Genomic DNA, 24,598 nt, shown 5'->3' on the forward strand with positions numbered 1-24,598 from the left:
TGGTGGCCTAAACCGTTTCGACGATCTCGATACGCCCCACGCTCATGCGGCCCGCGGAGGCCAGGCGAATGCCGGCCATGCCATGGGCGTAGCTGGCATCGGTGGTGTTCAACAGGGGCACCCCGTCGACGGCCAGGCTGAGCGCTGTGCCCGTCAGGGTGAAGGCCAACTGATAGCTCTTCCCCGTCTCCACCCTGAACGGTGCCCGCGCCAGGACCGTGCTGCCGAAATCCTCCCTTGTTATCACGACCTCGTCGCCCTCGAAGCCCGCCGCATAGAACCGCCCGGTGCCCTGCACGCGGGCCGTGACCAGTTGCGACACCCCCGCCAGCCGCCGCATATCGGCCGTCACCACCACGTCCCGCGCATAGTAATGCCCGGTCCACATGTCGGCATCGCCCGCCGTATGGCCGTGGATGCGGCCATCCTGTTTCGTCCAGTGCCCGCGATTGTAGGTAAACCGCGTGATCGCGCCCCATTCCTGCGTCTCGGTCTTGGGCTCGATCACCGTGTGACCGGCGCCTTCGACCCTGAAGTCTGCCAGGAACAGCCGCCCGAGAAACTTCAGCCGCCCGAAATATTCGATCGAGATGCCGATCTCGTCGATCGCCTCGACCCCCTCGGGCACGACGAAGCTGTAATCCTGCCATCCCGCCGCCGAGGGCACATTCCACGCGCCAGTCTCCTCGATGGCCCCACTCATGGTTCGCCGCACATAGGGCGCGACGCGCAGGTTGCCGTCGCCATTCCAGGGGTCGAGCCACAGCTTGAAGCTGACCGTCTGCCCGCCATCCACCACCGGGGTGAACATGGGCCGGTAGCGTTCGTCGTCAAAATCGCTGCGGCGGTAGAACGGCTTCCAGAACACCCGTCCGCCCTGCCCGCGCTCCAACCGGTCGAGCTGGATTTCCAGCGACCCGCGCGAGCCCTCGACATGGCGCTCGGCGGAGTGGCGCAGTGAAATCTGGTTGAAGCCCTCGGTACGGAGACCATGGGTGGAGCCCGGCAGGTCAAAATCGAACCGCAGCCCACGACGGGTAAAATCCTCCAGCCAGAGCTGTGGCACGTCACGCCCCGCCAGCTGCAGCGCCAGTACCGTCAGCTCGCGGGCAAAGCTGGGAATGTCGACAATGTTGATCGACCCCACAATGCCCGAGGCCACCAGGAAGTCATTGATCGGCTTGCGATATTTTTCCCAACCTTCATGCAGCCCCTGGAACGTGGCAACGATCGCCGCCGCATTGCCCGCATTGCAGTCGGTATCCCAGCCCGCCATGGTGGCGATCTCGGCGGTGCGCGGCAGGTCGCCCTTGCCATAAAGGATAGCCATGATGGTCACCCCCGCATTGGGGATGATGTGGCAGACGCCCGGATAGCGGTCATAGCCCCACTCCGCTTCCAGCATGTCGCGGCAGGCGCGCCAGTCGTCCGGACTGGCCTTGTGGAAATCGATCACCGCCCGGCAGACCCGCGCATAGGTCGAACCGGCGTCGATCGTCCCCATCGCTGTCTCGATGATCTCGCCTATGCTCTTCGCTTCAAACGCAGCTGCAATCGCGGCGGCGCAGAAGCGCGCGCCGTTGAGGCCGTCACCATCGTGGGCGACGCTGGCGGCCATGGCCGACATGTCCGCGGCCCGCTGCGGATTGCCCGGGTTCACCCAGCCCCAGCTGTCGATGAAGATCTGCCCGCCGATCTGCTCGGCCACGGTGGTGCCGTTCTGGGCGATGGAGCCCGATTGCGGCGCGGGAATGCCGGCGCGCAGGTTGCGGTAGGCGGTGTGCTCGGTCGATACGCCGAAACCGCCCCACCAATACATGCCATGCTCTTCGGCGGCGTAGTTGAGCCACGTCCTGCCCACGTCTTCGGCGGTCGCATCCAGTCCGTAGTCGCGCAGCGCGCGGATGAAATAGACCGGCCCGTTGGTATCGTCATCGGCGGCAAAGTTCTTGAAATCCCGCAGGTACTGCGTCACCTCGCCATAGGTCTTCTGGATGCGTTCATAGCTCCAGATGGTCGGCTCGACGGGGGCGCCCAGGCGCACACCGATCGCCTTGCCGATAAAGCCGGCATAGATCTTTTCGAGGATTTGGATTTCGGAGAGCATAGTCCGTCTTTCTCGGCAATGGTGGTCAGGAAACCAGCGCCTGGGCTGGTGCGATAAGCGCAGCGCGGGCGGCGTCGCGCTTGGTGGCAATCGCGCGGTCGCTGGCGAAGATGTCGCTCACCGTGCGCGTAAAGGCATCGGCGGAAGCCAGCAGGTCGAGGCGGTTGGCAGCGTCGATCTGGGCACGATCAGCGGCATCGATGACACTCTCGCCATGCAGCGCACCCAGGATTGCGCCGGCCATCACCCCAATGGAATCGGTGTCACGGCCCGAATTGATGCCGTCCTCGATTGAACGCCGGAAATTGCCGTCATTGAGCAAGCAGAAGCCCAGCGCGAGAGGCAGTTCTTCGATGGCCTGCAAGCGGCTCGGGCGGTAGGCATCGGTGGGTCGCCCCACCTTTTCGGGCATGTGATTGACGTCGTCGCCCATCACAGAATAGCGGGCAATCACGCTGTGGAAGGCGTCGCAGGCGCTGGCGTGGTCGGTGCCGCTGGCGCGCAGGGCACGCGCCGTCTCGGCTATGGCAACGATGGCAGTGCGCGTACCGTCCTTGGCGAGCCCGATGACGGTGTCCACGATCGCGTCGATCGTTGCGCCAGGCACGAAAGCCGCGGCAACGGCAGCGGCCATTACCCCGGCAGCCTCGAGGCCATAGCTCTCCTGATGGCCGGCCGCAAAGGCGATGGCCTCGTCATAGGCCGCCTTCGGATCGGCGGCGTTCACCACGCCGACCGGGGCGATATACATCGCGGCCCCGCAGTTGACCATGTTGCCGATGCCGCCCTGGCGGGGGTCGCAACTGGAAAGCTGGTGGCGCTGGAAAATCCATTTTTCGGGATAGAACAGGCGGTCGATCAGCATCACTTCGCGTTGCAGCTCGGGCACCCACCGCTTGATCCAGGCGATCTGGCGCACCATGCCGTCGGCCATGTCCCAGGCGTCAAGATGCCGGCGCGTATCGGCATAGATGTCCATCATCGCCAGCGTCATCAGCGTATCGTCGGTGACGATGCCGTCGCCCCGCACGCGGTGGTTTCGCTGCTCGGGCGGCAGGTCCATCTTGTGCCAGCGCGTCATGACCGATGTCACCCGGCCGTAGCGCTCGCGGATCTGGGCGGCGGAGAGCTTTTCCACCGGCGCACCGAGCGCATCACCCAGCGCAATGCCATGCAACATGCCGCGGACACGAGATTGGAGGGATTGGGTCATGACGCTTCGACTTTCATTCCGGTTGTGCCATCGGGCCTGTGGACGATGGTCCAGTCGATACCCTCCCCTTGCATGGAGGGATCTGGGGGATGGGGGTTCCGGCCTCTCCACCGTTGGGAGATCGAGGATGGTTCAGAACCCCCATCCCAACCCCTCCCCAAGGAGGGGTTTTAGGCCCTTGCCCTAGTCGCCCAGCACAGTCGCCGCGTATTCGGCCATGCGCTGGCCACCAGCGGCGTTGTACTCGCTCACGAACGCGTCCCACTGGTCGAGCGAGGCCTCGCCGGTGATGAACCTGGCCACCCAGGAGCGATAGACCTGCTCGGCCGCGTCCACATCGGCTGCGTATTCGGCCGGCCAGACGAAGGCATTGTCGGCCACGAAATTGGCCTTGATCGTGTCGAGAGCAGACTGCGCAGTCGGGCTCAGCAGCGGGGTCGGCGGGGTCCAGTTAGCGGCGTTGAAGAACCGCGCATACCAGGTGGAGATCTGGTCGGTGAAGGTCACCGTGCCATCGGCGCCCACCGTGTGGTGCACATCCACAAAACCCATGCGGTCGATATCCTGGCCTTCCTTGGAGGCCATGAAGTCGAGGACGGCAAAGGCCTCTTCCTTGTGCTCGGAGAGCGACGACATGGCCCAGCCGCGTGACTCCTTGGACACGTCGACTGCCGCGAGCCCCTGGCCACCAGGGCCGGATGGGACGGGCAACAGGGCCAACTCGATGTCTTCGCCGGGATGGGCCTGACGCATCTTGCCGGCATAGATGTCGATGACTTCCGGCGACGAGCCGAAGATCACGCCAGCCTTGCCGGTGTAGAACTTGTCTTCCTTCACGTCGAACGTGTTGGTCACATATTCCTTGTCGTAGAGACCCTTCTCAGCCAGCCGGGCGTAAAACTCGATCTTGGCCTTTTCCGCATCGGTGACGCGGGCGTTGACCCAGGCCCCATCGGCATTCTTCATCCAGGTGCCCGTGATGCCGAAGGCCTGGTTGAACACGGAATCGAGCTCGGTGGTGTTGCCAAAGCCGGTCAGGCCGAGAGTGTTGCCGGTCGTGCCGTCGCCATCGAGGTCGGCGTCGTGGATGGCCTGGAACAGGGCCTCGTATTCTTCCACCGTCGTCGGGGCAGCAAGACCCAGCTGGTCCAGCCAATCCTTGCGCATCACCGGCTGCGGCGCACGCGGCGGATAGACGTAGAGGAGGTAAGGATAGTTGGCGAGACGCTCCACGTTATGCGGCCACAGCGCCGCTTTGATGTGCTCGGACTTCTCGATCCAGGGATTGAGGTCTTCGAGGATGCCCTGCTCGGCCATCTTCTGGTCACCGCCCTGGAAGTAGATGATGTCGGGAATATCGCCCGACAGCAGCATCACGCCGAGCGCATCGACATAGGCCGACGTGCCGCCCGGCAGGTCGATGGTCTGGATATCGATGTCGTGGCCCTGGGCCTTGAGCGCGGCCTCGATGGCCTCGATCTCCTTGACATCGTCAGGGTTGGTGGTGAGCAGGTCCTTGCTGACCAGCCGGATCGTGGTCTGGGCGAAAGCCGGTGCGGCAAGCGCCCCCAGCGTAGCGATGGCGGTTGTCGCCAGCAGCAGTTTCTTCAGCGTCATTCTAGTCTCCTCCTTGGTTTCTTGGTCTTGGTCGTCCACCGCTTGCGCGGAATGCTTGTTCACCTCGCCCCCGACGGGCAACGGCACGACTGAGGCCGCCATTGGTGTGGTCGTCTGCGCTCTCATCCCTTGAGCGCTCCCGACATCGTTCCCTTGGTGAAGAACTTCAGGATCAGCGGGTAGATCGCCAGGATCGGCAGGATGGTGATGAAGATCATCCCGGCCTTGAGCGCGCGGATGTTGATCTGGGCCAGGCCGATATTGTTGTTGGCATTGTTGGCGCCGACGATGGCGATCTTGTCGCCTTCGATGACGAACTGCCGGAGCACCACCTGCAGCGGCCACTTGCTCTGGTCGTTCAGGTAGATCATCGAGCGGAAGAACTCGTTCCAGTGCAGCACGAGATAGAACAGCGCGATGGTGGCGAGCGCCGGCTTGGCCAGCGGCAGCACGACCATCCAGAAGGTCTGGAACGGGTTGGCGCCATCGAGTTCGGCCGCTTCCAGCAATTCCTTGGGAATTTCCTCGAAGAAGCGGATCAGGATGATCAGGTACCAGGCGCTGATCGCCTTATACATGATCACCGACCAGGGCGTGTTGAGCAGGCCCAGCCGCTTCATCAGGAAGTAGTCCGGAATGATGCCGGGCTCGAAGACGATGGTCACCAGCACCAGGATGAAGATCAGCCGGCGCCCCGGCAGGCCGGGTCGCGACATGCCCCAGGCCATCAGCGCCGTACCGAAGACCCCGATGCACACGCTGGTGGCGGTCATCCAGATCGAGTTGAACAGGCCGCGCTGCACATTGGGATGCTGCAGCAACAGGGCCCAGACATCGATCGAAACCCCGTCGGGAATGATCGACAGACCCGAGAAGCCTGGGACTTTGCTGGGGTCGGTGAACGACAGGGCCAGCAGATTGAGCAGGGGCTGCAGGGTGAACAGCACCAGCAGCAGCAGCGTCGAGACGATCAGCACATATTCGACCCGCTCGAGCGGCGTCCGGCGCGATTGGCTGGCCATCACCACACCCCCTTGCCGGTCAGGCGCTTGCTGACGAGATGGGAGGTAACGACGAGGATCATGCCGATCACCGCCTTGAACAGGCCCGCGGCCGTCGCCAGCGCGTATTCGCCCGTCGACAACCCCATCCGGTAGACGTAGGTGTCGAGGATATCGATGACCGAGGCGTTGACGTCGTTCTGGAAGTTGATGACCTGGTTGAGGTCGGCGCTGAGGAACATGCCCATGTTGAGGATGAACAGCGTCGCAATGGTGGGGATGATGCCCGGAATTGTGACGTGCCAGATCTTCTGCCAGCGACTGGCACCATCCATCTCGGCGGCCTCGTAAAGCGCCGGATCGATGGCAAAGATGGCTGCGAGGTACAACAGGCTGTCCCATCCAGCCGAGCGCCAGATTTCCGAGATCACCAGCACCCAGCGGATCGTGCCGGTATTGGTCAGGTAATTGGTCGTGCCAAAGCCCATCGCCTGCTGCACCTGGTTGACGGCGCCATCGGTCGGCGACAGCAGCGCGATGAAGACGCCCGCGATCACCACCCAGGACAGGAAGTGCGGCAGGTAGATCGCTGACTGGATGACGCCGCGCAGCTTGCCATTGCGCACTTCGTTGAGCAGCAGCGCCACCATGATCGGGACCGGGAAGACGAAGAGAATCTTCATGCCCGAAATGATCAGGGTGTTGGCCAGCACCTGGTAGAAGATCGGCGACGAGAACAGTTGCTGGAAGTTCTTCAGCCCGACCCAGATATTGGGCGGAATGATCCTGACCTGCTCGAAGGCCATCTTGGCTTCCCAGATCGGCACATAGTGCCAGATGAAGAAGAACAGCAGGCCCGGCGCCATCATGGCGTAGTAGGGCCACCATTGGCGGACGGCACGCAGAAAGCCACCAGCTTGCTGCAAGCTATCTGCAGGCAAACCGCCGGCATGCTGACCGCGCTGCCTGTCATCGGCGGGAACGTTCCCATCCGATAGCGCAGCAGCAACCCGTTGTCCGTCACTGGCAACCATGGTCAGACCCTCCCTGCCCCCGCAACGCGTTTGGGGGACTCAGCCGACAGATCGGCGAGTGAGCCTCGCTCCATCAGTCGACACGGCATGTAGATGCGCCGGTGTTCCGGCTTGTGTTGTATTTCGTCGAACAGGCTTTCGACGGCCCTCTCGCCGATATCCCGGCCTGGCTTGGCCACCGTCGTCAAACCCGGCCAGGCGAATTCGCCCGATGGAATGCCGTCGAAGCCCAGAATGGAAACATCGCGCGGGCAATCGAGCCCGACATCGCGCACGGCCATCATCGCGCCCAGCGCCATCATGTCGTTCGCGGCGAACACGGCAAGGTGGCCGACCCGCGGTTGGTCGAGCAACCGGCGCATCGCCAGGCGACCACCTTCGACGGTATATTCGCCATCTTCGATGGCAAGGATGGCCGGATCGACATCGCGCTCGATGCAGTGCTCATGCACCGCCCGCAGGAAGCGGGCCCGCGCCAGGCGCGACTTGGGCCCCAGGATCAGCGCCGGCGCCATGTGCCCCTTGGCCACAAGATGGTCGAGCCCCAGCCGCACAGCCTGGGCAATGTCCGATCCGACGCTCGAAACATCGGGAAAGCGCTCGGCGCTCGAGCCGATGAAAACGCAGGGCAAGCCGAACCGGTCCAGGTCGTCGAAATTGTCGGACACCGGATTGACGATGGCGCCATCGACCCGCGCCCGGCGCAGCGTCTTGAGGTGCGTCGCCTCGGCCTCGGGGTCCCAATCGGACGAAAACACCAGCAGCGATGCCCCGGCTCGCGCCGCCCGGTCCTGGGCCCCGCGCGCCACATCGGCCCAGAATGGGTTGGTAATATCGGGGATCACTAGTCCCAGCATGCCGCTGCGGCCCGAACGCATCCCGACGGCCAGGTGATTGCGCTCGTAGCCCACCGCAGTCGCGGCGGCGACCACACGCTCCCGCGTCTCGTCGGTAATATTGGACGAACCGGCCAAAGCCCGCGCCGCGGTGCTCTTGGACACCCCCGCGCGCTCGGCAACATCAATAATGGTGGGCCGACGTGTCCGGCTCTGTCCCATGATCCATCCCAAGACGTCGGCCGCAATCAGCCCACATCATGGGAACGTTACCGCGAATGCTAAATTTGTCAACTGACACCCGTTTGAAAACTCGAACGTTCCCGAACAAAGGGTGGCATCGGCATCGTCAACCAGTGGCCGGCCACTCGGGATACACCGCTTCTGCGGAGAACTACCCAACAGCCTATCCGTGCCGCCCGCGAGTGCGGGTCGAACGTCCGCTATCGCACATCGGCCGCCCAAAGCTGCCATTCCGTTATCGGCCCGGGAACTGCGTTTCGACAACGCATAGGTCAGACCAGTGTTACGATCAGTCGAAATTCGACCGTCCCCTGCCACCACATGGGAAAGTTCGTGCCCCATTTGTTGTTGTAGAGATTGACACTAATCCCTGCGCCAAAGTCCGGGATCTCACTCCGGAAAGGCATGAAATCTGCCGAGGCGGGGCCGATAAGGCCAGCATCAAGCATACGGATTTCCAACGCGCCCGCCGCAGTCATTGTCCGCACCGCCTCCACCGCCTGCAGCTGGCCGCCGCCGCGACGGACGATGTTGCTGCCGTCGTGCCAAAGGCCCATCTTCAGAAGAGACCAATTCCTTGCCTGGGCCGGAGTGAAGCAAAAGAAACCGGCCTCAGGCATCCGGTTGGCGGGCTTGTCGCGCAACACAAGAGCGACTTCGACCCGGTGCGCATCGAGCCCCCGAATTGAAAGTTCATGGCGATCCGGCCCCCCAAGCAAGGCCCGCGCATCTTCGGGCAGCCGGGCGACGGCGGTGCGCCCGTCGAGTCCGACACCCCCGTGGACCGGCGCGAAAACGGCAGTTCGTGCGGTGCGGGCATGGGCCAGACCGGGCTTGTCGTGGTCGAGAATGGCCCATTCGTCGCGATGCTGCAGGTAGCTGTCGAGATGGCGCTGCAACTCGGTCCAGTCGTAGCTTTCGTGTCGATAGCCGAGCAGCGACCCGGCCGCTCCATCGATGGCCTGGCCGCCGGGCGCGATGAGCCGGACGATGTCGCCGCTGACGGCGTCGAGTTCGGCCGTCCAGCCATTGTCGCGCAGGGTGGTGCCGGGCACGGGTTCGGCCGGCGCGGCCGGGGCGAGTTCGGCCAGCACGGCATCCGCCGCCAGGCGGTCGGCGGGGTCGAGGACTTCGAGCGCGGTCGCGATATAGCCCCGCTGTTCGGCCCAGGACTGTTCGGTATAGGTGAAGCGATAGTCGCTGCGGCGGGCGGCCTCGAAATCGGGGCGGTCCCAGGCGGTCTCGTCCCGCAGATAGGTCTTGATGTCGACGCCCCAGGTGTGTTCGGCCACCATGGTGAGGCCCCGACCGAAGGCCTGGCGCTCGGGCGTCAGCGTATCGAAGCCGTCATAGAGCCGCTGCAGGGCGCGGAAGCGGGCCAGCTTGAGCGGGTCGCTGGCAGCGCCGTGGATCCAACTGTCGCCGATGTCCTGGGTCACCACCGGAAACGGCCCGCGGCGCGCCCACATCTCGGCGCCAAAGGCATCGAGTGTCGAGGCGATGATTTCGGCCTCAGGCTGGGCGTGGCGGAGGGCCCGCAACGCCTCGACGGTCTGGCCGACGCTCTGCGGGCCGATATTGTCGTTGGTATGGGCAAAGCTCAGGCCCAAATCGGGGCCGGCGGGAAAGTCCGTGGCGCCATAGGAGGCCTGATACATGACGACGAGTTCGGAGCCGTCCGGCGCCTGCCAGCGGAAGATGGGCGGCACGTCGGGGACGGGGCTGGCGGTATTGACGCCCAGATGCAGGAAGCGGATGCCGGCCTCGGCCATGAGCGGCACCATGCCCAAGGTGTGGCCGGGTACGTCGGTCATCTTAGCGGCGATGGTGGTCTTGCCGAAGCGCCGGTCGAGTTCCTGCGCATAGCTCAGGCCGGCGCGGAACAAAGCAGGCGACATCAGCTCGGTATGGGTGGTGAAGGGCAGCGCATGCCAGGCAATGAGCCCGCGCTCGATGGCGCGCTCCAGCCGCGAAACGCGCGCGGCATCCTGGCTGTTGAGGTGATCCCAGATCAGCCAGGCGCCGGTGGTCCAGATGAAGGCGGGGTGCTCGGGATTCTCGGCGAAGAAATGCTCGCCGGTGGCGATGGCCTGGGGGATGAACTGGTCATGATATTGCTGGCGCACCCGCGCTGCATGGTCTGTGAAGCCGATGTCGAGATGGGTCTTGAAGACTAGGTGAATGCGCTTGTCGGTCATGAAAGGTCCGGTCAGCCCACCGTGCCGCGCACGACGAGCCTGGTTTGCAGGGTTTCCTGCAACGCGGGCGCAGCGGGATTGTTGAGCCGCCGCAGGATCAGCCGGACCAGAGCGCGCACGCGCTCCGCCAGGTCGAACTTGACGGTGGTGAGGTTGTAGCTTTTCCAGTGCGACTGGGCGATGTCGTCGAAGCCGACGACCTTGACGTCCTCGGGGACGCGCAGGCCCAGCTCGTGCCGCAGCGCGTCGAGCACGCCGAAGGCGCCAACGTCATTGGCGGCAAAGATAGCGTCCGCCCCCTGCCCGATGCGGAACAGGTCGAGCGTGGCGGCATAGGCCATGTCATAGCTGTAATCGCTGGGGGCGATGACCGGCGGCGGCAGGCCGCGCTCGGCCATTACCGTGCGCAGCATCTGCTCGCGGGCAGTATTGGCGCGTGACTTGCCCAGGCCCGACACATAGGCGATGCGCTGCGCACCATAGCCCTGCAACAGGGCCACCGCCTGTTCGATGCCGGCGCGCTGCAGCACGTTGAGCCGGTCATGCAGCGGCCCGGCCTCCTCATCGTCGGCCTCGCCGGGATAGGGATAGTGCACATAGATGGGCACGGCGCGGTCGAGAAAGCGCGCCAGCGTCGTCGGCTTGACGTTCTCGACAAAGGCGATCACCGAATCCGGATTGAAGCCGCGCATATAGGCCAGCAGCTTTTCGTCCATGCTGTAGTCGGTGCGCGTCTTGAACAGCAGGGTGGCGAAGCCCTCGTTCTGCAGCGCGGTGGTCAGGGCGTCGATTTCCTGGCTTTCCCAGTGGCTGCAGACGTCGGGCACGATGACGCCCACCAGGTGCGAGCGACCGCTGACCAGGGCGCGGGCGGCGCGGTCGGGCGTATAATTCAGCTCCTGGGCGATGCGCAGGATGAGGTCGCGCTTCTCGGGCTTGAGCGAAGTGTGGGGGTTAAAGGCGCGCGATACCGCCACGCGCGAGACATTGGCGCGCTGGGCCACCATCTCCGCGGTGGCGCGTCCGCGGGTTATGCCGCTCTCATCGCTCAACTGCCCCTCCCGTCACCGCCGTGGGTGAAATCGTGTTCAAATCTCTGACCCTGGGCCCGCGAACTGTCAAGCCGCCGCTTGGCCAAAGCGTCCACCAAATCCGCCGATGTCATGGAAGCGTTGCAGAAGGCTGGCAAAGCTGGCGCGCATTTTCAATGCAGACCGTCCGTCGCGAATTCTCCGCATTGACGGAAAATGAAAACGTGTTCATTCTTTGATGGCTACTCCCCGCCCGGGGAGGCCAAAGCCGGCTACCGGAGAATTCGGAGCCATACCATGGGAGGAATTTGCGATGAGCAATCGTCTGCGCAGCCTTGCGCTCAGCCTGATCGGCGCCACGGCCTTTGTCGGCCCCGCTTTCGCCGTCGACCTGGACATTACCTGCCGCTGCGTCATCGGTGGGGTCAATAGCGGCACGGCCGAGTGGATCGAGAATAGTGTCATTCCGGCTTTCGAAGCCGCCAATCCCGATATCAATGTCAATCTCAACCAGTTCGGCGGCGAAGACGCCCAGCTCACCCAGCAGCTGGCGCTCGATTTCTCCACCGGCGCCGGCCCCGACGTCACGGCCTTTGACGGCTTCCTGATCCCGAGCTTTGTGGAAGGCGGACTGCTCAAGCCGCTCGACGAAGTCGCCGGCCCAGAAGTCAACGACTGGTCCGGCTGGGCCGTGCTGTCGGATGGCTCGAAAGCGCTGATGCAGTACCAGGGCAAGTATTACGGCATCCCGCTCGGCACCGACGTGCGCATGATCCATACGCGCAAGGATATCCTGGCCGAGGCCGGCATCGACGCCGACACCTGGCAGCCCACCTCATGGGAAGAGGTTCTCGATGCCGCCCGCGCCATCAAGAAGGTCAAGCCGGACAGCTTCCCGATCCAGCTCAATGCCGGCGTCGCCATGGGCGAAGCCACCACCATGCAGGGCTACTGGCTGGCACTGCTGGGCACGGGCGAGACCGTCATGGACGAGAACGGCAAGTATGTCGTCTCGAGCCAGGGCATTCTCGACACGCTCAACCTCTACAAGACCATCTATGTCGACGAGCAGCTTGGCGACCAGCGCGCTCAGCTGCTTGCCGATGGCCGCAACCGCTCCTTTGCCAATTTCCGCGATGGCGTGACCGCCCTGCTGTTCGAGGGCGACTATTTCTATCGCTCCGTGACTTCGGAAGGCTCCGAATTCGCCGTAGCCAACCGCGATGAGGTCATGGGATGGGCCAAGGTTCCTGCCAAGGAACCCGGCGCCGGCATCCGCGGCCAGGATTTCGTGACCATTTCGGGTGGTACGGGCTTCGTGCTCAATCCGGCGACTGACACACCCAAGGAAGCGTGGGCCCTGCTCTCATTCATGAACGAGCCCGAGATGCAGAATGCCTTCCAGGCGATCCAGCCGCGCATCACGGCCCGCACGGATATCGAAATCCCCAACAGCCCGTTCCTGACCGAAACCAGCCAGACCCTGCTGCCGCTGACCACCGCCCGTCCCAATGACGAGAACTACAATGTCGTCTCGGCGGAAATCCAGCGCATGACGGAAGCCGTGGTTTCGGGCGAGCTGTCGCCGGAAGAAGCCATGGCCCAGTACAAGGCCTCGGTCATCGGCATTGTCGGCGAAGAGAACACCGTCAGCCTGCTGTAACGCTGTTCCCCCAAGCGTCCGGCGTCTTTCGGGATGCCGGACGTGCAGCATTGAAATGCCAAGAAATCACCCAGACGACGCGACTTCCTAGACCTCATGGTGGGCGTGTCGAACCACGAGGTCGCAGCCGCAGACGTTCCGGGGCACGACCTCGTCCTTCGACAGGCTCAGGATGAGGTCTACTGAAAGGCGGCACGAGAACATCCATGACCACAGAACCCGCAGTCAGCAAACCCAAGCGCAAGGTCAAGAATTTTGCCCTCCTGTCCAACCGGGCGGGGGCGGCCTTCCTGACGCCGGCGGGCCTGTTGGTCTCGGTCTTCGTGATCGTACCCTTCTTCTGGGTCATATTCGTTTCCTTCACCAACCGGACGCTGCTCGGCCGCACGGCGCTCAATCCCGAATTTGTCGGGCTGGCCAACTATTTTGCGTTGTTCGACCCGGCCAATTTCTTCCAGCGCGGGCAGTTTGGCTTCTCGCTGATCCTGACCACGCAATTCGTGCTGGCCTCGGCGCTGCTCGGCCAGGCCCTGCTGGGCCTACTGCTGGCCTGGCTGATCCAGACCGTGCCGCCGTGGGTCAAGCGCATCACCGAGACCTTCGTCATCGCCGCCTGGATCCTGCCCGAAGTGGTGATCGGCTTTGCCTGGTTCGCCTTTCTCGATCGCGACCAGGGAACGCTCAATGCCCTGCTCGGCACGGTGGGCCTGCCACCGGGCGATTTCCTGCTGCAGCAACCGTTCTGGGTCATCGTGGTGTTCAACACCTGGCGCGGCGCGGCCTTCTCGATGATGCTGTTCAGCTCGGCCTTTTCGTCGATCCCGCCCAGCTATTTCCAGGCCGCCGACGTGGCCGGGGCCTCGTCATGGCAGAAGTTCAAGGATATCGGCCTGCCGCTGATCCGCGGGCATATCGTCACCGACCTCATCCTGATCACCATGTGGACGTTCAACACCTTCACGCCCTTCCTGCTCACCAATGGCGGGCCGAGCTACCGCACGGAACTGGTGTCGATCTACAATTACCGTGTGGCCTTCAACGACTTCCAGTTCGGCAAGGGCGCGGCCGTGGGCGTCATCATGATGCTGATCAACCTCGCCTTTGCGCTGATCTATCTCAGCATCGGCCGCAAGAGAAAGGCGAGATGACCATGAAGCTCACCCTGCCCGCCTTCATCGGTCGCATCGCCTTCTCGGCCCTGGCTGCGCTGATCGGCGCCGCCTTCGCCCTGCCGCTGCTGTGGTTCCTGTTCGCGCCGTTCAACGCGCGGGCCGAGCTGGGCCTCGCCATTCCAGACCCGTGGACGCTGTCCAATTTCGTCACCGTCTTTGGCAACAGCTTTGCCGTGCAGGCGCTGTGGAACAGCCTCATCCAGTCCGTGGGCGGGGTGATCCTGGTCGGTGCGGCGGCCACGCTCGCCGCCTATGCGCTGTCGCGCTCTTCGCTGCCGGGCAAGGGCGCGGTCACCTATATCCTGCTGCTGTTTTCCTCGGTCGTGTCGGGGTCGGCGGCCATGGTGCCGATCTTCCTCATCGTCTCCGCCGCCGGGCTGATCGACACCCATCTTGCGGTGATCCTGACCTTTGCCGGCGGACTCCTGCCCACCGCCATGTTCATCCTGCGCGACTTCATCGACTCCATCCCCAAATCCTACGAGGAAAGCGCCATGGTCGCGGGCGCCTCCCCCGTCCAGGCCTTTTTCGACGTGGCCCTGCCGGTGATCCGGCCCGGCATCGTCGTCGTGGTGGTCTGGGGTTTCGTCAATATCTGGGGCAGCTTTCTCATCCCCTTCATCCTGTTGCGCAGCGACGACCAGATGCCGGCATCGGTGGCCATCTACTCCTTCTATTCGGAGGCGGGCACGCCCATCGTGACCCTGCTGGCGGCCTATTCGCTCATCTACTCGCTTCCCGTCATCGCCCTTTATCTCTTCGTCAGCTGGAAGTTCGGCTTCCGGTTCTTTGGCGGCATCAAGGCCTAATCCACCATGGCATCAGTCGAATTCAGCAATGTCACCAAGATCTTCGGCAATTTCAACGCCGTGTCGGATGTGAGTTTTTCCATTGGCGATGGCGAGTTCGTCTGCCTGCTCGGCCCCTCGGGCTGCGGCAAGACCACGAGCCTGCGCATGATTGCGGGGCTCGAAACCCCAACCTCGGGCAAGGTGCTGATCGGTGGCGAGGACGTGACCCACTACCACCCCAAGGATCGCCAGATCTCCATGGTGTTCCAGGATTATGCGCTCTATCCGCATATGAACCTGGCCGACAATATCGCCTATCCGCTCAAGGTGCGCGGCAAGTCGGTGACCGAGCGGCACGGGCGCGCCAAGGAAGTCGCCGACGTGCTCAAGATCGGCCATCTCCTCGACCGCCTGCCCAGCCAGATTTCGGGCGGGCAGCAGCAGCGCACCTCGCTGGCGCGGGCCTTGGTCTATCCGAGCCAGGTCTATCTCTTCGACGAGCCGCTCTCCAATCTCGACGCCAAGCTGCGGCTAGAAGCGCGCGGCTTTCTCAACCACCTGCAGCGCGACATGGGCATGACTGCGGTCTATGTGACCCACGACCAGGCCGAGGCCATGGCGCTGGCCACCCGCATTGCGGTGATGGACCAGGGCAAGATCGTGCAATACGCCTCGCCCATCGAGATCTATCGCCGACCGGCGACCACTTTCGTCGCCAATTTCGTCGGCAATCCGCCGATGAACCTGGTGCCGGTCGAGGCGGTGCAGGGTGATGGGCAGCTGCGCCCATCCGCCGATGGGCTTGTGCTGAGGGGCCTCGCCATGTCGTCGGGCATCGGCACGGCTCTGGGCGCCGGCAAGACGCTGACACTGGGCATACGACCCGAGCATCTGTCTATTGCCGAGCCGGGCGCGGCCAATACCATCTCGGGCAAGCTCTTCGCCAATGAGAATATGGGCCCTGAAAGCCTCGTCACCATCGAGCGCCCCGACGGATCGCGCGTTACCGCCCGCATCTTCACCGATGATCATATCGCGCTGGACCAGGCGGTGACCCTGAGCTTTTCGAGCGAGCATGTGCATCTGTTCGACGGCGCGGGAAACCGTATTGCGGCCGATGGAGAAACGGCGCTGTGAGCCAGACGATCATGGCGCGGATCACCCGCGCCGACCAGGCCGCCAATCCCTATTTCTATGTGCCGTTCGACGTGCCCGAAGGTACGACGCGGATCGATGTCATCCTCGCCTATGCCAAGGCCGAGGACTGCGTCATTGACCTCGGCGCCTTCGATCCGCGCGACACCAGCTATCCGACCCGTGAGGGCTTTCGCGGCTGGAGCGGGGGGGCGCGCGACCGCTTTTTCATCGCCACCGACGATGCGACGCCCGGCTATGTGCATGGCGCCATCCAGCCTGGGCGCTGGACAGTGATCCTGGGGCTCTACAGGCTTCCCGAAGCGGGCACCGAAGTCAGCGTCACCATCGCGCTCGATGCGGCGCCGCGCACCCTCGAGCCGCAGCCGGCCCGGACCTTTCCGGTGCGCCGGCAGGCGGGCTGGTACCGGGGTGACCTCCACTGCCACACCTTCCATTCCGACGCCAAGGGCTCGCCCGAATTGCTGCATGCGGCAGCCCGGCAGGCCGGACTCGATTTCCTGGCCATTGCCGACCACAATACCACCACGCAGCGCCGCTATTTCCACCCGCAGTCCTCGCCCGAACTGGTCTTTGTGCGCGCCATGGAGGTGACCACGGCCGAGGGGCACGCCAATGTCTATGGCGTGGATGACTGGATCGACTTCCGCATGACGCGCCGAACCGACGCGCACACGCTGGCAGGGCTGGTGCATGAGAGGGGCGGGCTGCTCTCGATCAATCACGACAAGCCGCCCATTGCCTGGGAGTATGAACTGCCCGAGGCGGATTGCCAGGAAGTCTGGCAGAGCACCTGGATGGCCTGGAACTGGATCGCGCTGGAGCGCTGGCAGCAGCGCCTCGTTTCGGGGCTGCGCCTGTCGGCCATTGGCGGCTCGGACTATCACCAGCCCGCGCAGTTGATGCCGGAGGGGCCGCTGGTGCTGGCGCGGCCGACCACTGTGCTGTGGCTGCCTGAACTCTCCGAAGACGCGATCCTTGCCGCCATGAAGGCCGGCCAGGGCTACGTCACCGAAAGCCCCACGGGGCCGGCGCTGGTGATGACGGTGGATGGCCAGCCCATGGGCGCGACCGTCACCGCAGCGCGTATGGGGCGCGCCGAGATCAAGGGCGCCAAAGGCGACCGACTGGTCTGGATCGATGCCAGTGGCGACATTGGCACGGCGCTGATCGAAGCGGATGAGTGGTCCCATGACTTCGTGATTGACGATGCAAGGGGCTTCATCCGGGCCGAGATCGTCGCCGAGGCCAGTCGTGAGCGGCTGGGGGCAGAATTCCTGGCCCTGATCGAGGGGCGCGAACTGCCCTGGCAGTTGCGGGGCGTCAATCTGGCCGACCAGGCGATCCGCCGCGCGCTCGGCAATCCCGTCTATATCGAGGGCTGAGCCATGCTGATCGCCAACGCACCCTGCTCTTGGGGCATCGCTTATCCCACCGGCAACGCCGTCACCTGGCAGCAATATCTCGACGAAGTCGCCGCAGCCGGCTATCGCGGCACCGAGCTGGGCCCGTTCGGCTTCCTGCCCAAGGACCCGGCTCAGCTCAAGGACGAGTTGGCCAGGCGCGACCTGATGATGATTGGCGCCACGCATGTCCATACCCTTGGGGACCGCGCTTCTGCGCCGATCCTCATGCAGACATTGCGTGAACTGTCATTGCTGCTGGTCTCGCTGGGCGCGAAACATCTCGTCATCATGGACGAAAGCAACTGGTATTCGGCCGGCCATGAAGGCGTGCTCGACGAAGTCGGCTGGACCGGACTTACGCAGATGGTGCGTGAAGGGCAAAAGCTGGTCGAGGGCGAATACGGGCTCAAGTTCAGCTTCCACCCTCATATCGGCACGGCGGTCGAAAAGGAGCGCCAGATCGACCGCCTGCTGGCCGAAACCGAGATCGACCTCTGCTTCGACACCGGCCACCACGCTTTCTGGGACCAGGACCCGCTGGCCTATATGGAACGTGTCTTTCCCCGCATCGCCTATATGCATCTCAAGAATGTCGATGGCGCGGTGCGCCAGCGCGTGCTCGACGGACATCTCTCGATCGCGGATTCCTATGGCGCGGGGGTCATGTGCCCCCTGCCCGATGGCGTGGTCGATATCAGGGCCGTAATGCAGTTGCTCGTCGACCGCGGCTTTGCCGGCCCGATCGTGGTCGAGCAGGACGTGGCGAAGGATTCCGCCGAAACGCCGCTGCAGCTGGCTGCCCGGAACCTCGCCTATATGAATGCCATCGCCAGGTGACCAGCCGGCGCAAACCGTGCCTACCCAGAGCGGGCAAGGACCAGGGCAACCATAACTGTTGACAGCCCAGCTGCTGGGTGCGGGCGACCTCGTCCGGCTTTCCCAAGGCGAAGAGCACCGACCGGCCACACCATGATCCACCACTAGCCGTGGTCAGATCAGGCCGACGGCCTCTCTCCGTGCAATTGCCTCCCCGATCCGCTCTTAGTTGATGATTTTGCGCTCTCGCAGATCAGCAAAGATGGACAAGAACATCGCCGCTGTATCGATGTGCTCGTGGAATCCCAGGCGCCGCGCTTTGGAGCCGTCTGCGAAGAGGCACTACATATGAGTGTGGGTAACGCACAACCTCGCCAATGCATTCTGGCAGGGCGGACGGAGGCTCTGGTCAGGCCCGCGCACATTCTGCAGGAAAGCCGTGAACCGCACCCTGCTGAAACAGCTCTGTTCTCCCTTTGATATATGCGCATCGCGATGCTGACGGAATCGGCCAGCACCATCTCATGCTCCGCGTCCAAAGAGCTCCGGCCAGTCCTGGCGCAACTTGAGGCGCTGGGCATCGTGAGTGCCGTAGTAGACCTTGGACCCGATGACGGTGATCGGGGCGACCCGCACGCCTGTTCGTGCCCTGGCCTGTTCGGCTACGTCCGGCTGGGTGAGGTCATGTTCGACATAGACAACCCCCATCTGCTCGAACCACAGCTTGAGCTGGCGGCAGTCGGGGCAAGTGGGGGTCGTGTAGAGTTCGATGTGTGGAGAAGATGACGTCTGCATTTTGCACCTATTGGGCTGGTGCTGTCTGTCATCGGCCTTCCAACGCTGGCCGAGTCAAGACCGACGAGCTTTCATGAAGAGAGTGGCGGAGATGCTCATCTCCGCCAACGAGGTTCAAGCGGCGAGCTTGTGTGCGAGGCGGGAGGCGACCGTAGCCACGTGATGGCCCTGGAAGCGTGCGCCCTCGAGTTCTGCCAGGGTTGGCATCCGTTCGCCATCGCTGCCTACAATTGCTCCAGCACCATAGGGACTGCCGCCCTTGACCTCATCGAGGCCGGACTGCCCCGCGAAGGTGTAGGGCAGACCGACGACGATCATGCCAAGGTGGAACAGGGTTGGAATTGCCGAAAGAATTGTCGTTTCCTGACCCCCATGCTGGGTGCCCGAGGTGGTGAACATTGCGCCGACCTTTCCGACGAGCGCATTGCGAGACCAAAGTCCACCAGCCCGTTCCAGGAATGCCCGCATTGGGGCGGCCATGGAGCCGAAGCGGGTGGGCGTTCCGATGATGATGGCGTCGAAATCTGCGAGTTCATCGATATGAGCGAGCGGTGCCGACTGGTCGATCAGGTGGCCGTCCTTTTCGGCCACCGATAAAGGCACAAGGTCCGGCACGCGGCGGATGGAGACGGATGCTCCGGCCTGGCTAGCGCCTTCAGCGACGGCATGAGCCATGGATTCTATGTGGCCCCAGGCTGAGTAGTAGAGCACGAGTACGCGAGTCATTATGTGTATTCCTTTGAGATGGATCGACTGAAGTCGCCAAGGCCGATGTCCTTGAGCAGGTGCGGATTGGCGGGTGGCCATTTTGCCTTGCGTCGAAACCACGCATGGATGCCGATCCGACGCCGCACGGCCTGTGGCGGATCGAGATAAAATGAGAAATCTTCGAACATGCTGATTTGCCGGCGGGCGGCGGGCCAAAAGCCTGCCGCCCTTCGGGACTAGCCCACCGGCACCTCCCGCTGGGCGGCACTACCGCGGATGAGAACGAGCGTAGCCAGAGCCGCGATCGCCGCAACGATACCTGCACCCTGGAACGCAGCCTGGAAGCCTTCAAGCAAGTCGGCGACTCCCTGCGCCCCCACGCCACCGTGGTCAAGACCGGCGGTGGAGATCACCACCATGACGGCAAGACCAATGGCCGAGCCAATCTGGTAGGTGGTGTTGATGAGGCCGGAAGCCAGACCGGTTTCCTCGGGCTTGGCACCTGCCATGCCCGACATGGTTGCCGGGATATAGGCCAGGGCCATGCCCAACGCCGCCAACAGGGAAGCCGGCAGGACGTTGATCACGAAGGATCCATCCAGGGGCAGGTTGGCGAACATGATGAGGGATGCCCCCATCAGCAACAGGCCGAGGATGAGATTGGTCTTGGGACCGAACCGGCCAATCAGCTTGCCGGAGAAGCCCACCATGACGATCATGATCAGAATGGTCATCGGCAGGAGCGCAAGGCCGCTGGCGAGGGCCGACAGACCAAGAATCTGCTGCAGATAGAGGTTGAGGAAGAACCACAGCGGGATCCAGGCCGCGCCTAGAAGGGCCATGACCAGATTGCCGGCGGCCAGGTTGGGCGCCTTGAAGATGCCCAGGGGCAGCAGCGGTTCGCGGCGGACGCGCTGGGCGATCAGGAAGATCACGAAGAGCGCCAGGGAAATGCCGAGCAGCGACAGGATCAGCGGCGAACCAAGGCCGGCCGTCTCGATGGTGACAATCGCATAGACCAGGGAGACCAGCGCACCGGTGACAGTGATGGCGCCGAACCAGTCGACCTTGCCGCGTGCCCGTTCGGACTTGCGCAGAACAGCCGGGATGGCGGCCAGCACGATCAGGCCGAGCGGCACGTTGATGAGGAAGGTCCACTGCCAGGCCATCCACTCAGTGATGACACCGCCAAGGAAGACACCGGCCGAGCCGCCGGCGGCTGCAGCAGCACCCCAGAAGCCGAAAGCCTTGCCCAGCTCAGCACCATTGTGCCCGAACAGGCGCATGACGATAGTCAGGGCCGATGGTGCAATCAATGCCGCACCGATGCCCTGCAGCGCGCGGCCGGCAAGCAGGATTTCCTGGCTGGTGGCGAGGCCTGCCAGCAGGGAGGCGGCCGTCAGGATGACAAAGCCGGTCGTGAAGATGCGGCGGGCGCCGAACAGGTCGCTCAACCGTCCGCCGAGCAGCAACAGGCCGCCAAAGGCAATGACATAGGCGTTGAAAATCCAGCTCAGACCGCTGGCGGAAAAGCCGAGATCGGCCTGGATGGCGGGCAGGGCCACGCCGATGATTGAGGTATCGAGGATGACGATGAATTGGGCGGCACACAGCAATGCCAGAGCGGCCCATCTCTTCGGATCCGGTGTGAACTTTTGCATTGGAGTTCCCCAGAAAAAGGTTTCTCGCCGATTGCGATTAACCCCGGTGTCCGGCTTCCAACGCTGGTAGAGTCAAGGAGTGAAGAGAAATATTTCAAACAAAAAAAAGGCGGTGAAAAATCACCGCCTTAAATGATCAGTGGGTATACGGGTCAATTTCACCCGCAACGCCAAATCTTGGCTTTCTCCGGACCAGTACTTTTGGCGCCGGAGAAACAGCAAACTCTTCGATGATTGGGCAATCCGGCCTTTCATCGCCGTGACAATTATCCGCCAGATGCTCAAGTGTTCGACTCATTGCCTCAAGAGCTAGCGCCTTTTCTTTCAACTTGGCGACGTGCTCAAGCGCGATCGACTTCACGTCGGCGCTGGCGCGACTGCGGTCCCGCCAGAGCGCCAGGAGGTCTCGCATCTGCTCGACCGAGAACCCGAGGTCCCGGGCGCGATTGATGAAGCGAAGCGCATGGATGTCGTGATCGGTATAGACGCGATACCCGGCATCTGACCGGTGCGCAGGGGTAATCAGACCGATGGTCTCATAGTAGCGGATCATCTTGGTCGAGATACCCGTAGCCTTGGCAGCGTGTCCGATGTTCATTTTGCATACTCCAGCTCAAGCGGTGCAGCCGTACGGCTGTCGCTTGCGCCAACCTGCGCTCCAAAGGAGCGCAGGCGGAGGGCATTGGCGAGCACGAAGACGCTCGACAGAGCCATGGCGCCAGCGGCAAGGGCCGGCGAGAGCAGCATCCCCGTGAAGGGATAGGCAACACCGGCAGCAACCGGCACCAGTGTAGCATTGTATGCGAAGGCCCAGAACAGGTTCTGCTTGATGTTGCGGATGGTGGCCCGGCTGATCGCGAGGGCAGTGGACACACCGCGCAAGTCACCCGACATCAGGACGACGTCCGCACTCTCGATGGCAATGTCGGTGCCGGTACCGACGGCCAGGCCAACATCGGCCTCGGCCAATGCCGGCGCGTCATTGATGCCATCACCCACGAAGGCCAGCTTGCGACCATTGGCCCTGAGACGCTTGATGGCGTCGACCTTTCCCTCGGGCAGCACTTCGGCAACCACTTCGTCGATCCCCAACTGGCGGGCGATTGCATGCGCGGTGCGAGCATTGTCGCCGGTGATCATAGCCACTGTCAGGCCCTGCTCATGGAGAGCCGCAATGGCGCTGCGGCTGGTCGGCTTGATCGGGTCGGCCACGGCGATGATGGCAGCAAGCGTGCCGTCGATGGCGGCATAGAGCGGGCTCTTGCCTTCATCACCCAACTGGCGGGCATCACCGGCGAAGTGATCGACCGCAATGCCGGCCTTGGCCAGGGCGCGATCGGCGCCGACAAGAACCTTGTGACCGTCAACAATGCCGGAAATCCCGTAGCCCGGCGTGGCCTCAAACCCGAGGGGCGCCGTCAGAGACAGCCCGCCCTTTTCAGCCGCGGCAACGATGGCTTCGGCAATCGGGTGCTCCGAGAGCGTTTCAAGGCTCGCCACGTGACGCAGGACTTCGGTGCGATCAAAGCCCTCGGTTACGATCAGGTCGGTCAGTTCGGGACGGCCCTTGGTGAGGGTGCCGGTCTTCGAGGGCGATGACATTGACGTCGCGTAGGGTCTGCAGGGCCTCGCCCTTGCGGAACAGGATACCCAGTTCAGCCGCGCGGCCGGTCCCGACCATGATCGACGTCGGGGTCGCCAGGCCCATGGCACACGGGCAGGCGATGATCAGGACGGCAACGGCATTGACCAGTGCGAAGGTGAGCTGCGGCGACGGGCCAAAGACAAACCAGACGGCAAAGGTAGCGAGAGCGATCGCGATGACGACTGGGACAAAGACCCCGGTGACGCGATCGACCAGGGCCTGGATGGGCAGCTTGGAACCCTGTGCGGCCTCGACCATGCGGATGATCTGGGCCAGAAGCGTGTCCGAGCCAACCTTGGTGGCTTCGAACTCGAAGGAGCCGGTCTTGTTGATCGTGCCACCGACGACTTCGTCACCCTCGCCCTTGCGGACGGGAATGGGCTCGCCGGTAATCATGGCTTCATCGACATAGGACTCACCGGACCGCACGACACCATCGACAGGAACCTTGTCGCCGGGGCGGATCTGGATGCGGTCGCCGGCACGGACGGCCTCGAGCGGCAATTCAATCACGGCCCCGTCACGCACCACGCGCGCGGTCTTGGCTTGGAGGCCAACGAGGCGCTGAATGGCCTGGCTGGTGCGGCCCTTGGCGCGCGCCTCAAGGAGGCGCCCGAGAAGGATCAGCGTCACGATGACCGCTGCCGCTTCATAATAGACATTGGCGGTGCCGGCAGGCAGCAGGCCGCCGAAGAAGGTGGAGACGACAGAGAAGCCCCAGGCGGCCGACGTGCCCAGAACGACGAGCGAGTTCATGTCCGGGGCGCCGCGCAGCAAGGCCGGAATACCCTTCTGGAAGAAGCGCAGGCCGGGTCCAAAGAGAACCACGCTGGCCAGAACAAACTGCAGGTAGTGGTTGGTCTGCATGCCGATCGTGTTCATGATGAACATGTGCACTGCCGGGATGAAATGAGACCCCATCTCCATGACAAAGAGCGGTGCCGTCAGCAGGGCAGAAAGGCCAAAGGCCCAGCTGAGCTTGCGCGCCTCGGCCGCCTTGCGATCGACCACCGCGACTGGCGCGGTGCCGGCTTCGAGCTCGGTGTGGCGCACGGCATAGCCGGCACCCTCGACAGCACGCTCAAGCATCTGCTGCGTGACCAGGCCTCCAGTCGCACTGATGGTTGCCTTTTCGGTGGCGAGGTTCACGCTGGCGCTGACGACGCCCTGTACAGCGGAGAGGGCACGCTCGATCCGTCCCACGCAGGAGGCGCAGGTCATGCCCTCGATTTCGAGTTCCAAGTGCTCGAGGCTGGTTTCATAGCCAGCTGAATTGATGGCGGCGATGATTGCCCTGGGTTGAACCGATCCATCGGTTTCTACGCTCGCCCGCTCCGTGGCCAGGTTGACGATGGCCTTGATGGTACCGGGAACGGCGGCAATGGCCTTCTCGACGCGCAATACGCAGGAGGCGCAGGTCATGCCTTCAATGGGGAACTCGAAACTGGATCCGGAAGTAATGGTGTCCGTAGACATTTTGCAGTCCTTTCATTTCGACTGCCATTC

Annotated in this window: 19 protein-coding genes and 1 pseudogene; 6 read left to right on the forward strand and 14 right to left on the reverse strand. The window is 63.4% G+C overall.

The features are described 5' to 3' along the window. Positions 1-7 precede the first annotated feature (7 nt). The 8 genes from IH615_RS12510 to IH615_RS12545 all read right to left on the reverse strand — a co-directional run bounded on the left by IH615_RS12510 (position 8) and on the right by IH615_RS12545 (position 11,301). Positions 8-2,107, reverse strand: a complete 2,100-nt coding sequence (locus IH615_RS12510; RefSeq protein ID WP_291362203.1) for an ADP-ribosylglycohydrolase family protein — start codon at positions 2,105-2,107, stop codon at positions 8-10. A 25-nt stretch (positions 2,108-2,132) separates the two neighbouring features. Then, the gene (locus IH615_RS12515) at positions 2,133-3,320 is read right to left on the reverse strand and encodes an ADP-ribosylglycohydrolase family protein (protein ID WP_291362204.1); all 1,188 of its coding nucleotides are present in this window, start codon (positions 3,318-3,320) and stop codon (positions 2,133-2,135) included. A 183-nt stretch (positions 3,321-3,503) separates the two neighbouring features. Then, complete coding sequence (locus IH615_RS12520) at positions 3,504-4,937, reverse strand: extracellular solute-binding protein (protein ID WP_291362205.1); 1,434 nt, start codon at positions 4,935-4,937, stop codon at positions 3,504-3,506. 122 nt (positions 4,938-5,059) lie between these two features. After that, the gene (locus IH615_RS12525; protein ID WP_291362206.1) at positions 5,060-5,959 is read right to left on the reverse strand and encodes a carbohydrate ABC transporter permease; all 900 of its coding nucleotides are present in this window, start codon (positions 5,957-5,959) and stop codon (positions 5,060-5,062) included. Beyond that, complete coding sequence (locus IH615_RS12530) at positions 5,959-6,864, reverse strand: ABC transporter permease subunit (RefSeq protein WP_291362207.1); 906 nt, start codon at positions 6,862-6,864, stop codon at positions 5,959-5,961. Before IH615_RS12530 ends, IH615_RS12525 begins: the two co-directional genes overlap by 1 nt. A gap of 110 nt (positions 6,865-6,974) precedes the next feature. Beyond that, complete coding sequence (locus IH615_RS12535; protein WP_291362208.1) at positions 6,975-8,030, reverse strand: LacI family DNA-binding transcriptional regulator; 1,056 nt, start codon at positions 8,028-8,030, stop codon at positions 6,975-6,977. A gap of 293 nt (positions 8,031-8,323) precedes the next feature. Then, complete coding sequence (locus IH615_RS12540; RefSeq protein WP_291362209.1) at positions 8,324-10,249, reverse strand: DUF5054 domain-containing protein; 1,926 nt, start codon at positions 10,247-10,249, stop codon at positions 8,324-8,326. Between the two features lie 11 nt (positions 10,250-10,260). After that, on the reverse strand, positions 10,261-11,301 hold the full coding sequence (locus IH615_RS12545; protein WP_291362210.1) for a LacI family DNA-binding transcriptional regulator: 1,041 nt from the start codon (positions 11,299-11,301) through the stop codon (positions 10,261-10,263). A 292-nt stretch (positions 11,302-11,593) separates the two neighbouring features. Between IH615_RS12545 and IH615_RS12550 the strand changes: the two genes are divergently transcribed. From IH615_RS12550 to IH615_RS12575, 6 genes are all read left to right on the forward strand, one after another. After that, the gene (locus IH615_RS12550) at positions 11,594-12,943 is read left to right on the forward strand and encodes an extracellular solute-binding protein (RefSeq protein WP_291362211.1); all 1,350 of its coding nucleotides are present in this window, start codon (positions 11,594-11,596) and stop codon (positions 12,941-12,943) included. 206 nt (positions 12,944-13,149) lie between these two features. Beyond that, complete coding sequence (locus IH615_RS12555; RefSeq protein WP_291362212.1) at positions 13,150-14,091, forward strand: sugar ABC transporter permease; 942 nt, start codon at positions 13,150-13,152, stop codon at positions 14,089-14,091. Positions 14,092-14,093: 2 nt separating this feature from the next. Then, positions 14,094-14,924: a carbohydrate ABC transporter permease gene (locus IH615_RS12560; RefSeq protein WP_316360401.1), complete on the forward strand. Its 831-nt coding sequence runs from the start codon at positions 14,094-14,096 to the stop codon at positions 14,922-14,924. Between the two features lie 6 nt (positions 14,925-14,930). Further along, entirely contained in the window at positions 14,931-16,043 is a 1,113-nt protein-coding gene (locus tag IH615_RS12565) for an ABC transporter ATP-binding protein (protein ID WP_291362214.1), read from the forward strand. After that, complete coding sequence (locus IH615_RS12570; RefSeq protein WP_291362215.1) at positions 16,040-17,446, forward strand: CehA/McbA family metallohydrolase; 1,407 nt, start codon at positions 16,040-16,042, stop codon at positions 17,444-17,446. The genes IH615_RS12565 and IH615_RS12570 overlap by 4 nt, the downstream gene beginning before the upstream one ends. Positions 17,447-17,449: 3 nt before the next feature. Next, positions 17,450-18,304: a sugar phosphate isomerase/epimerase gene (locus IH615_RS12575; RefSeq protein ID WP_291362216.1), complete on the forward strand. Its 855-nt coding sequence runs from the start codon at positions 17,450-17,452 to the stop codon at positions 18,302-18,304. A 501-nt stretch (positions 18,305-18,805) separates the two neighbouring features. Here the strand turns inward: IH615_RS12575 and IH615_RS12580 are convergent. From IH615_RS12580 to IH615_RS12605, 6 genes and pseudogenes are all read right to left on the reverse strand, one after another. Further along, positions 18,806-19,078, reverse strand: coding sequence for a glutaredoxin family protein (locus tag IH615_RS12580; RefSeq protein WP_291362217.1), 273 nt, complete (start codon positions 19,076-19,078; stop codon positions 18,806-18,808). Positions 19,079-19,192: 114 nt separating this feature from the next. Continuing rightward, positions 19,193-19,804, reverse strand: coding sequence for an NAD(P)H:quinone oxidoreductase (gene wrbA / locus IH615_RS12585; RefSeq protein ID WP_291362218.1), 612 nt, complete (start codon positions 19,802-19,804; stop codon positions 19,193-19,195). Continuing rightward, the gene (locus IH615_RS12590) at positions 19,804-19,974 is read right to left on the reverse strand and encodes a hypothetical protein (protein ID WP_291362219.1); all 171 of its coding nucleotides are present in this window, start codon (positions 19,972-19,974) and stop codon (positions 19,804-19,806) included. The genes wrbA and IH615_RS12590 overlap by 1 nt, the downstream gene beginning before the upstream one ends. A gap of 48 nt (positions 19,975-20,022) precedes the next feature. Then, complete coding sequence (locus IH615_RS12595; RefSeq protein WP_291362220.1) at positions 20,023-21,447, reverse strand: MFS transporter; 1,425 nt, start codon at positions 21,445-21,447, stop codon at positions 20,023-20,025. Between the two features lie 136 nt (positions 21,448-21,583). Beyond that, positions 21,584-22,045: a Cu(I)-responsive transcriptional regulator gene (cueR, locus tag IH615_RS12600; protein WP_291362221.1), complete on the reverse strand. Its 462-nt coding sequence runs from the start codon at positions 22,043-22,045 to the stop codon at positions 21,584-21,586. Next, a pseudogene (locus IH615_RS12605) lies at positions 22,042-24,568 on the reverse strand (heavy metal translocating P-type ATPase). Before IH615_RS12605 ends, cueR begins: the two are co-directional and overlap by 4 nt. Positions 24,569-24,598: the final 30 nt, after the last annotated feature.

It is taken from the genome of Devosia sp. (assembly GCF_014860165.1).
Lineage (GTDB): Bacteria > Pseudomonadota > Alphaproteobacteria > Rhizobiales > Devosiaceae > Devosia.

Excerpts from the sequence above, each read along its gene's own strand:
- IH615_RS12510 (WP_291362203.1), bottom strand. The coding sequence starts at position 2,107 with ATGCTCTCCGAAATCCAAATCCTCGAAAAGATCTATGCCGGCTTTATC.
- IH615_RS12515 (WP_291362204.1), bottom strand. The coding sequence starts at position 3,320 with ATGACCCAATCCCTCCAATCTCGTGTCCGCGGCATGTTGCATGGCATT.
- IH615_RS12520 (WP_291362205.1), bottom strand. The coding sequence starts at position 4,937 with ATGACGCTGAAGAAACTGCTGCTGGCGACAACCGCCATCGCTACGCTG.
- IH615_RS12525 (WP_291362206.1), bottom strand. The coding sequence starts at position 5,959 with ATGGCCAGCCAATCGCGCCGGACGCCGCTCGAGCGGGTCGAATATGTG.
- IH615_RS12535 (WP_291362208.1), bottom strand. The coding sequence starts at position 8,030 with ATGGGACAGAGCCGGACACGTCGGCCCACCATTATTGATGTTGCCGAG.
- IH615_RS12540 (WP_291362209.1), bottom strand. The coding sequence starts at position 10,249 with ATGACCGACAAGCGCATTCACCTAGTCTTCAAGACCCATCTCGACATC.
- IH615_RS12550 (WP_291362211.1), top strand. The coding sequence starts at position 11,594 with ATGAGCAATCGTCTGCGCAGCCTTGCGCTCAGCCTGATCGGCGCCACG.
- IH615_RS12555 (WP_291362212.1), top strand. The coding sequence starts at position 13,150 with ATGACCACAGAACCCGCAGTCAGCAAACCCAAGCGCAAGGTCAAGAAT.
- IH615_RS12560 (WP_316360401.1), top strand. The coding sequence starts at position 14,094 with ATGAAGCTCACCCTGCCCGCCTTCATCGGTCGCATCGCCTTCTCGGCC.
- IH615_RS12565 (WP_291362214.1), top strand. The coding sequence starts at position 14,931 with ATGGCATCAGTCGAATTCAGCAATGTCACCAAGATCTTCGGCAATTTC.
- IH615_RS12575 (WP_291362216.1), top strand. The coding sequence starts at position 17,450 with ATGCTGATCGCCAACGCACCCTGCTCTTGGGGCATCGCTTATCCCACC.
- IH615_RS12580 (WP_291362217.1), bottom strand. The coding sequence starts at position 19,078 with ATGCAGACGTCATCTTCTCCACACATCGAACTCTACACGACCCCCACT.
- wrbA (WP_291362218.1), bottom strand. The coding sequence starts at position 19,804 with ATGACTCGCGTACTCGTGCTCTACTACTCAGCCTGGGGCCACATAGAA.
- IH615_RS12590 (WP_291362219.1), bottom strand. The coding sequence starts at position 19,974 with ATGTTCGAAGATTTCTCATTTTATCTCGATCCGCCACAGGCCGTGCGG.
- IH615_RS12595 (WP_291362220.1), bottom strand. The coding sequence starts at position 21,447 with ATGCAAAAGTTCACACCGGATCCGAAGAGATGGGCCGCTCTGGCATTG.
- cueR (WP_291362221.1), bottom strand. The coding sequence starts at position 22,045 with ATGAACATCGGACACGCTGCCAAGGCTACGGGTATCTCGACCAAGATG.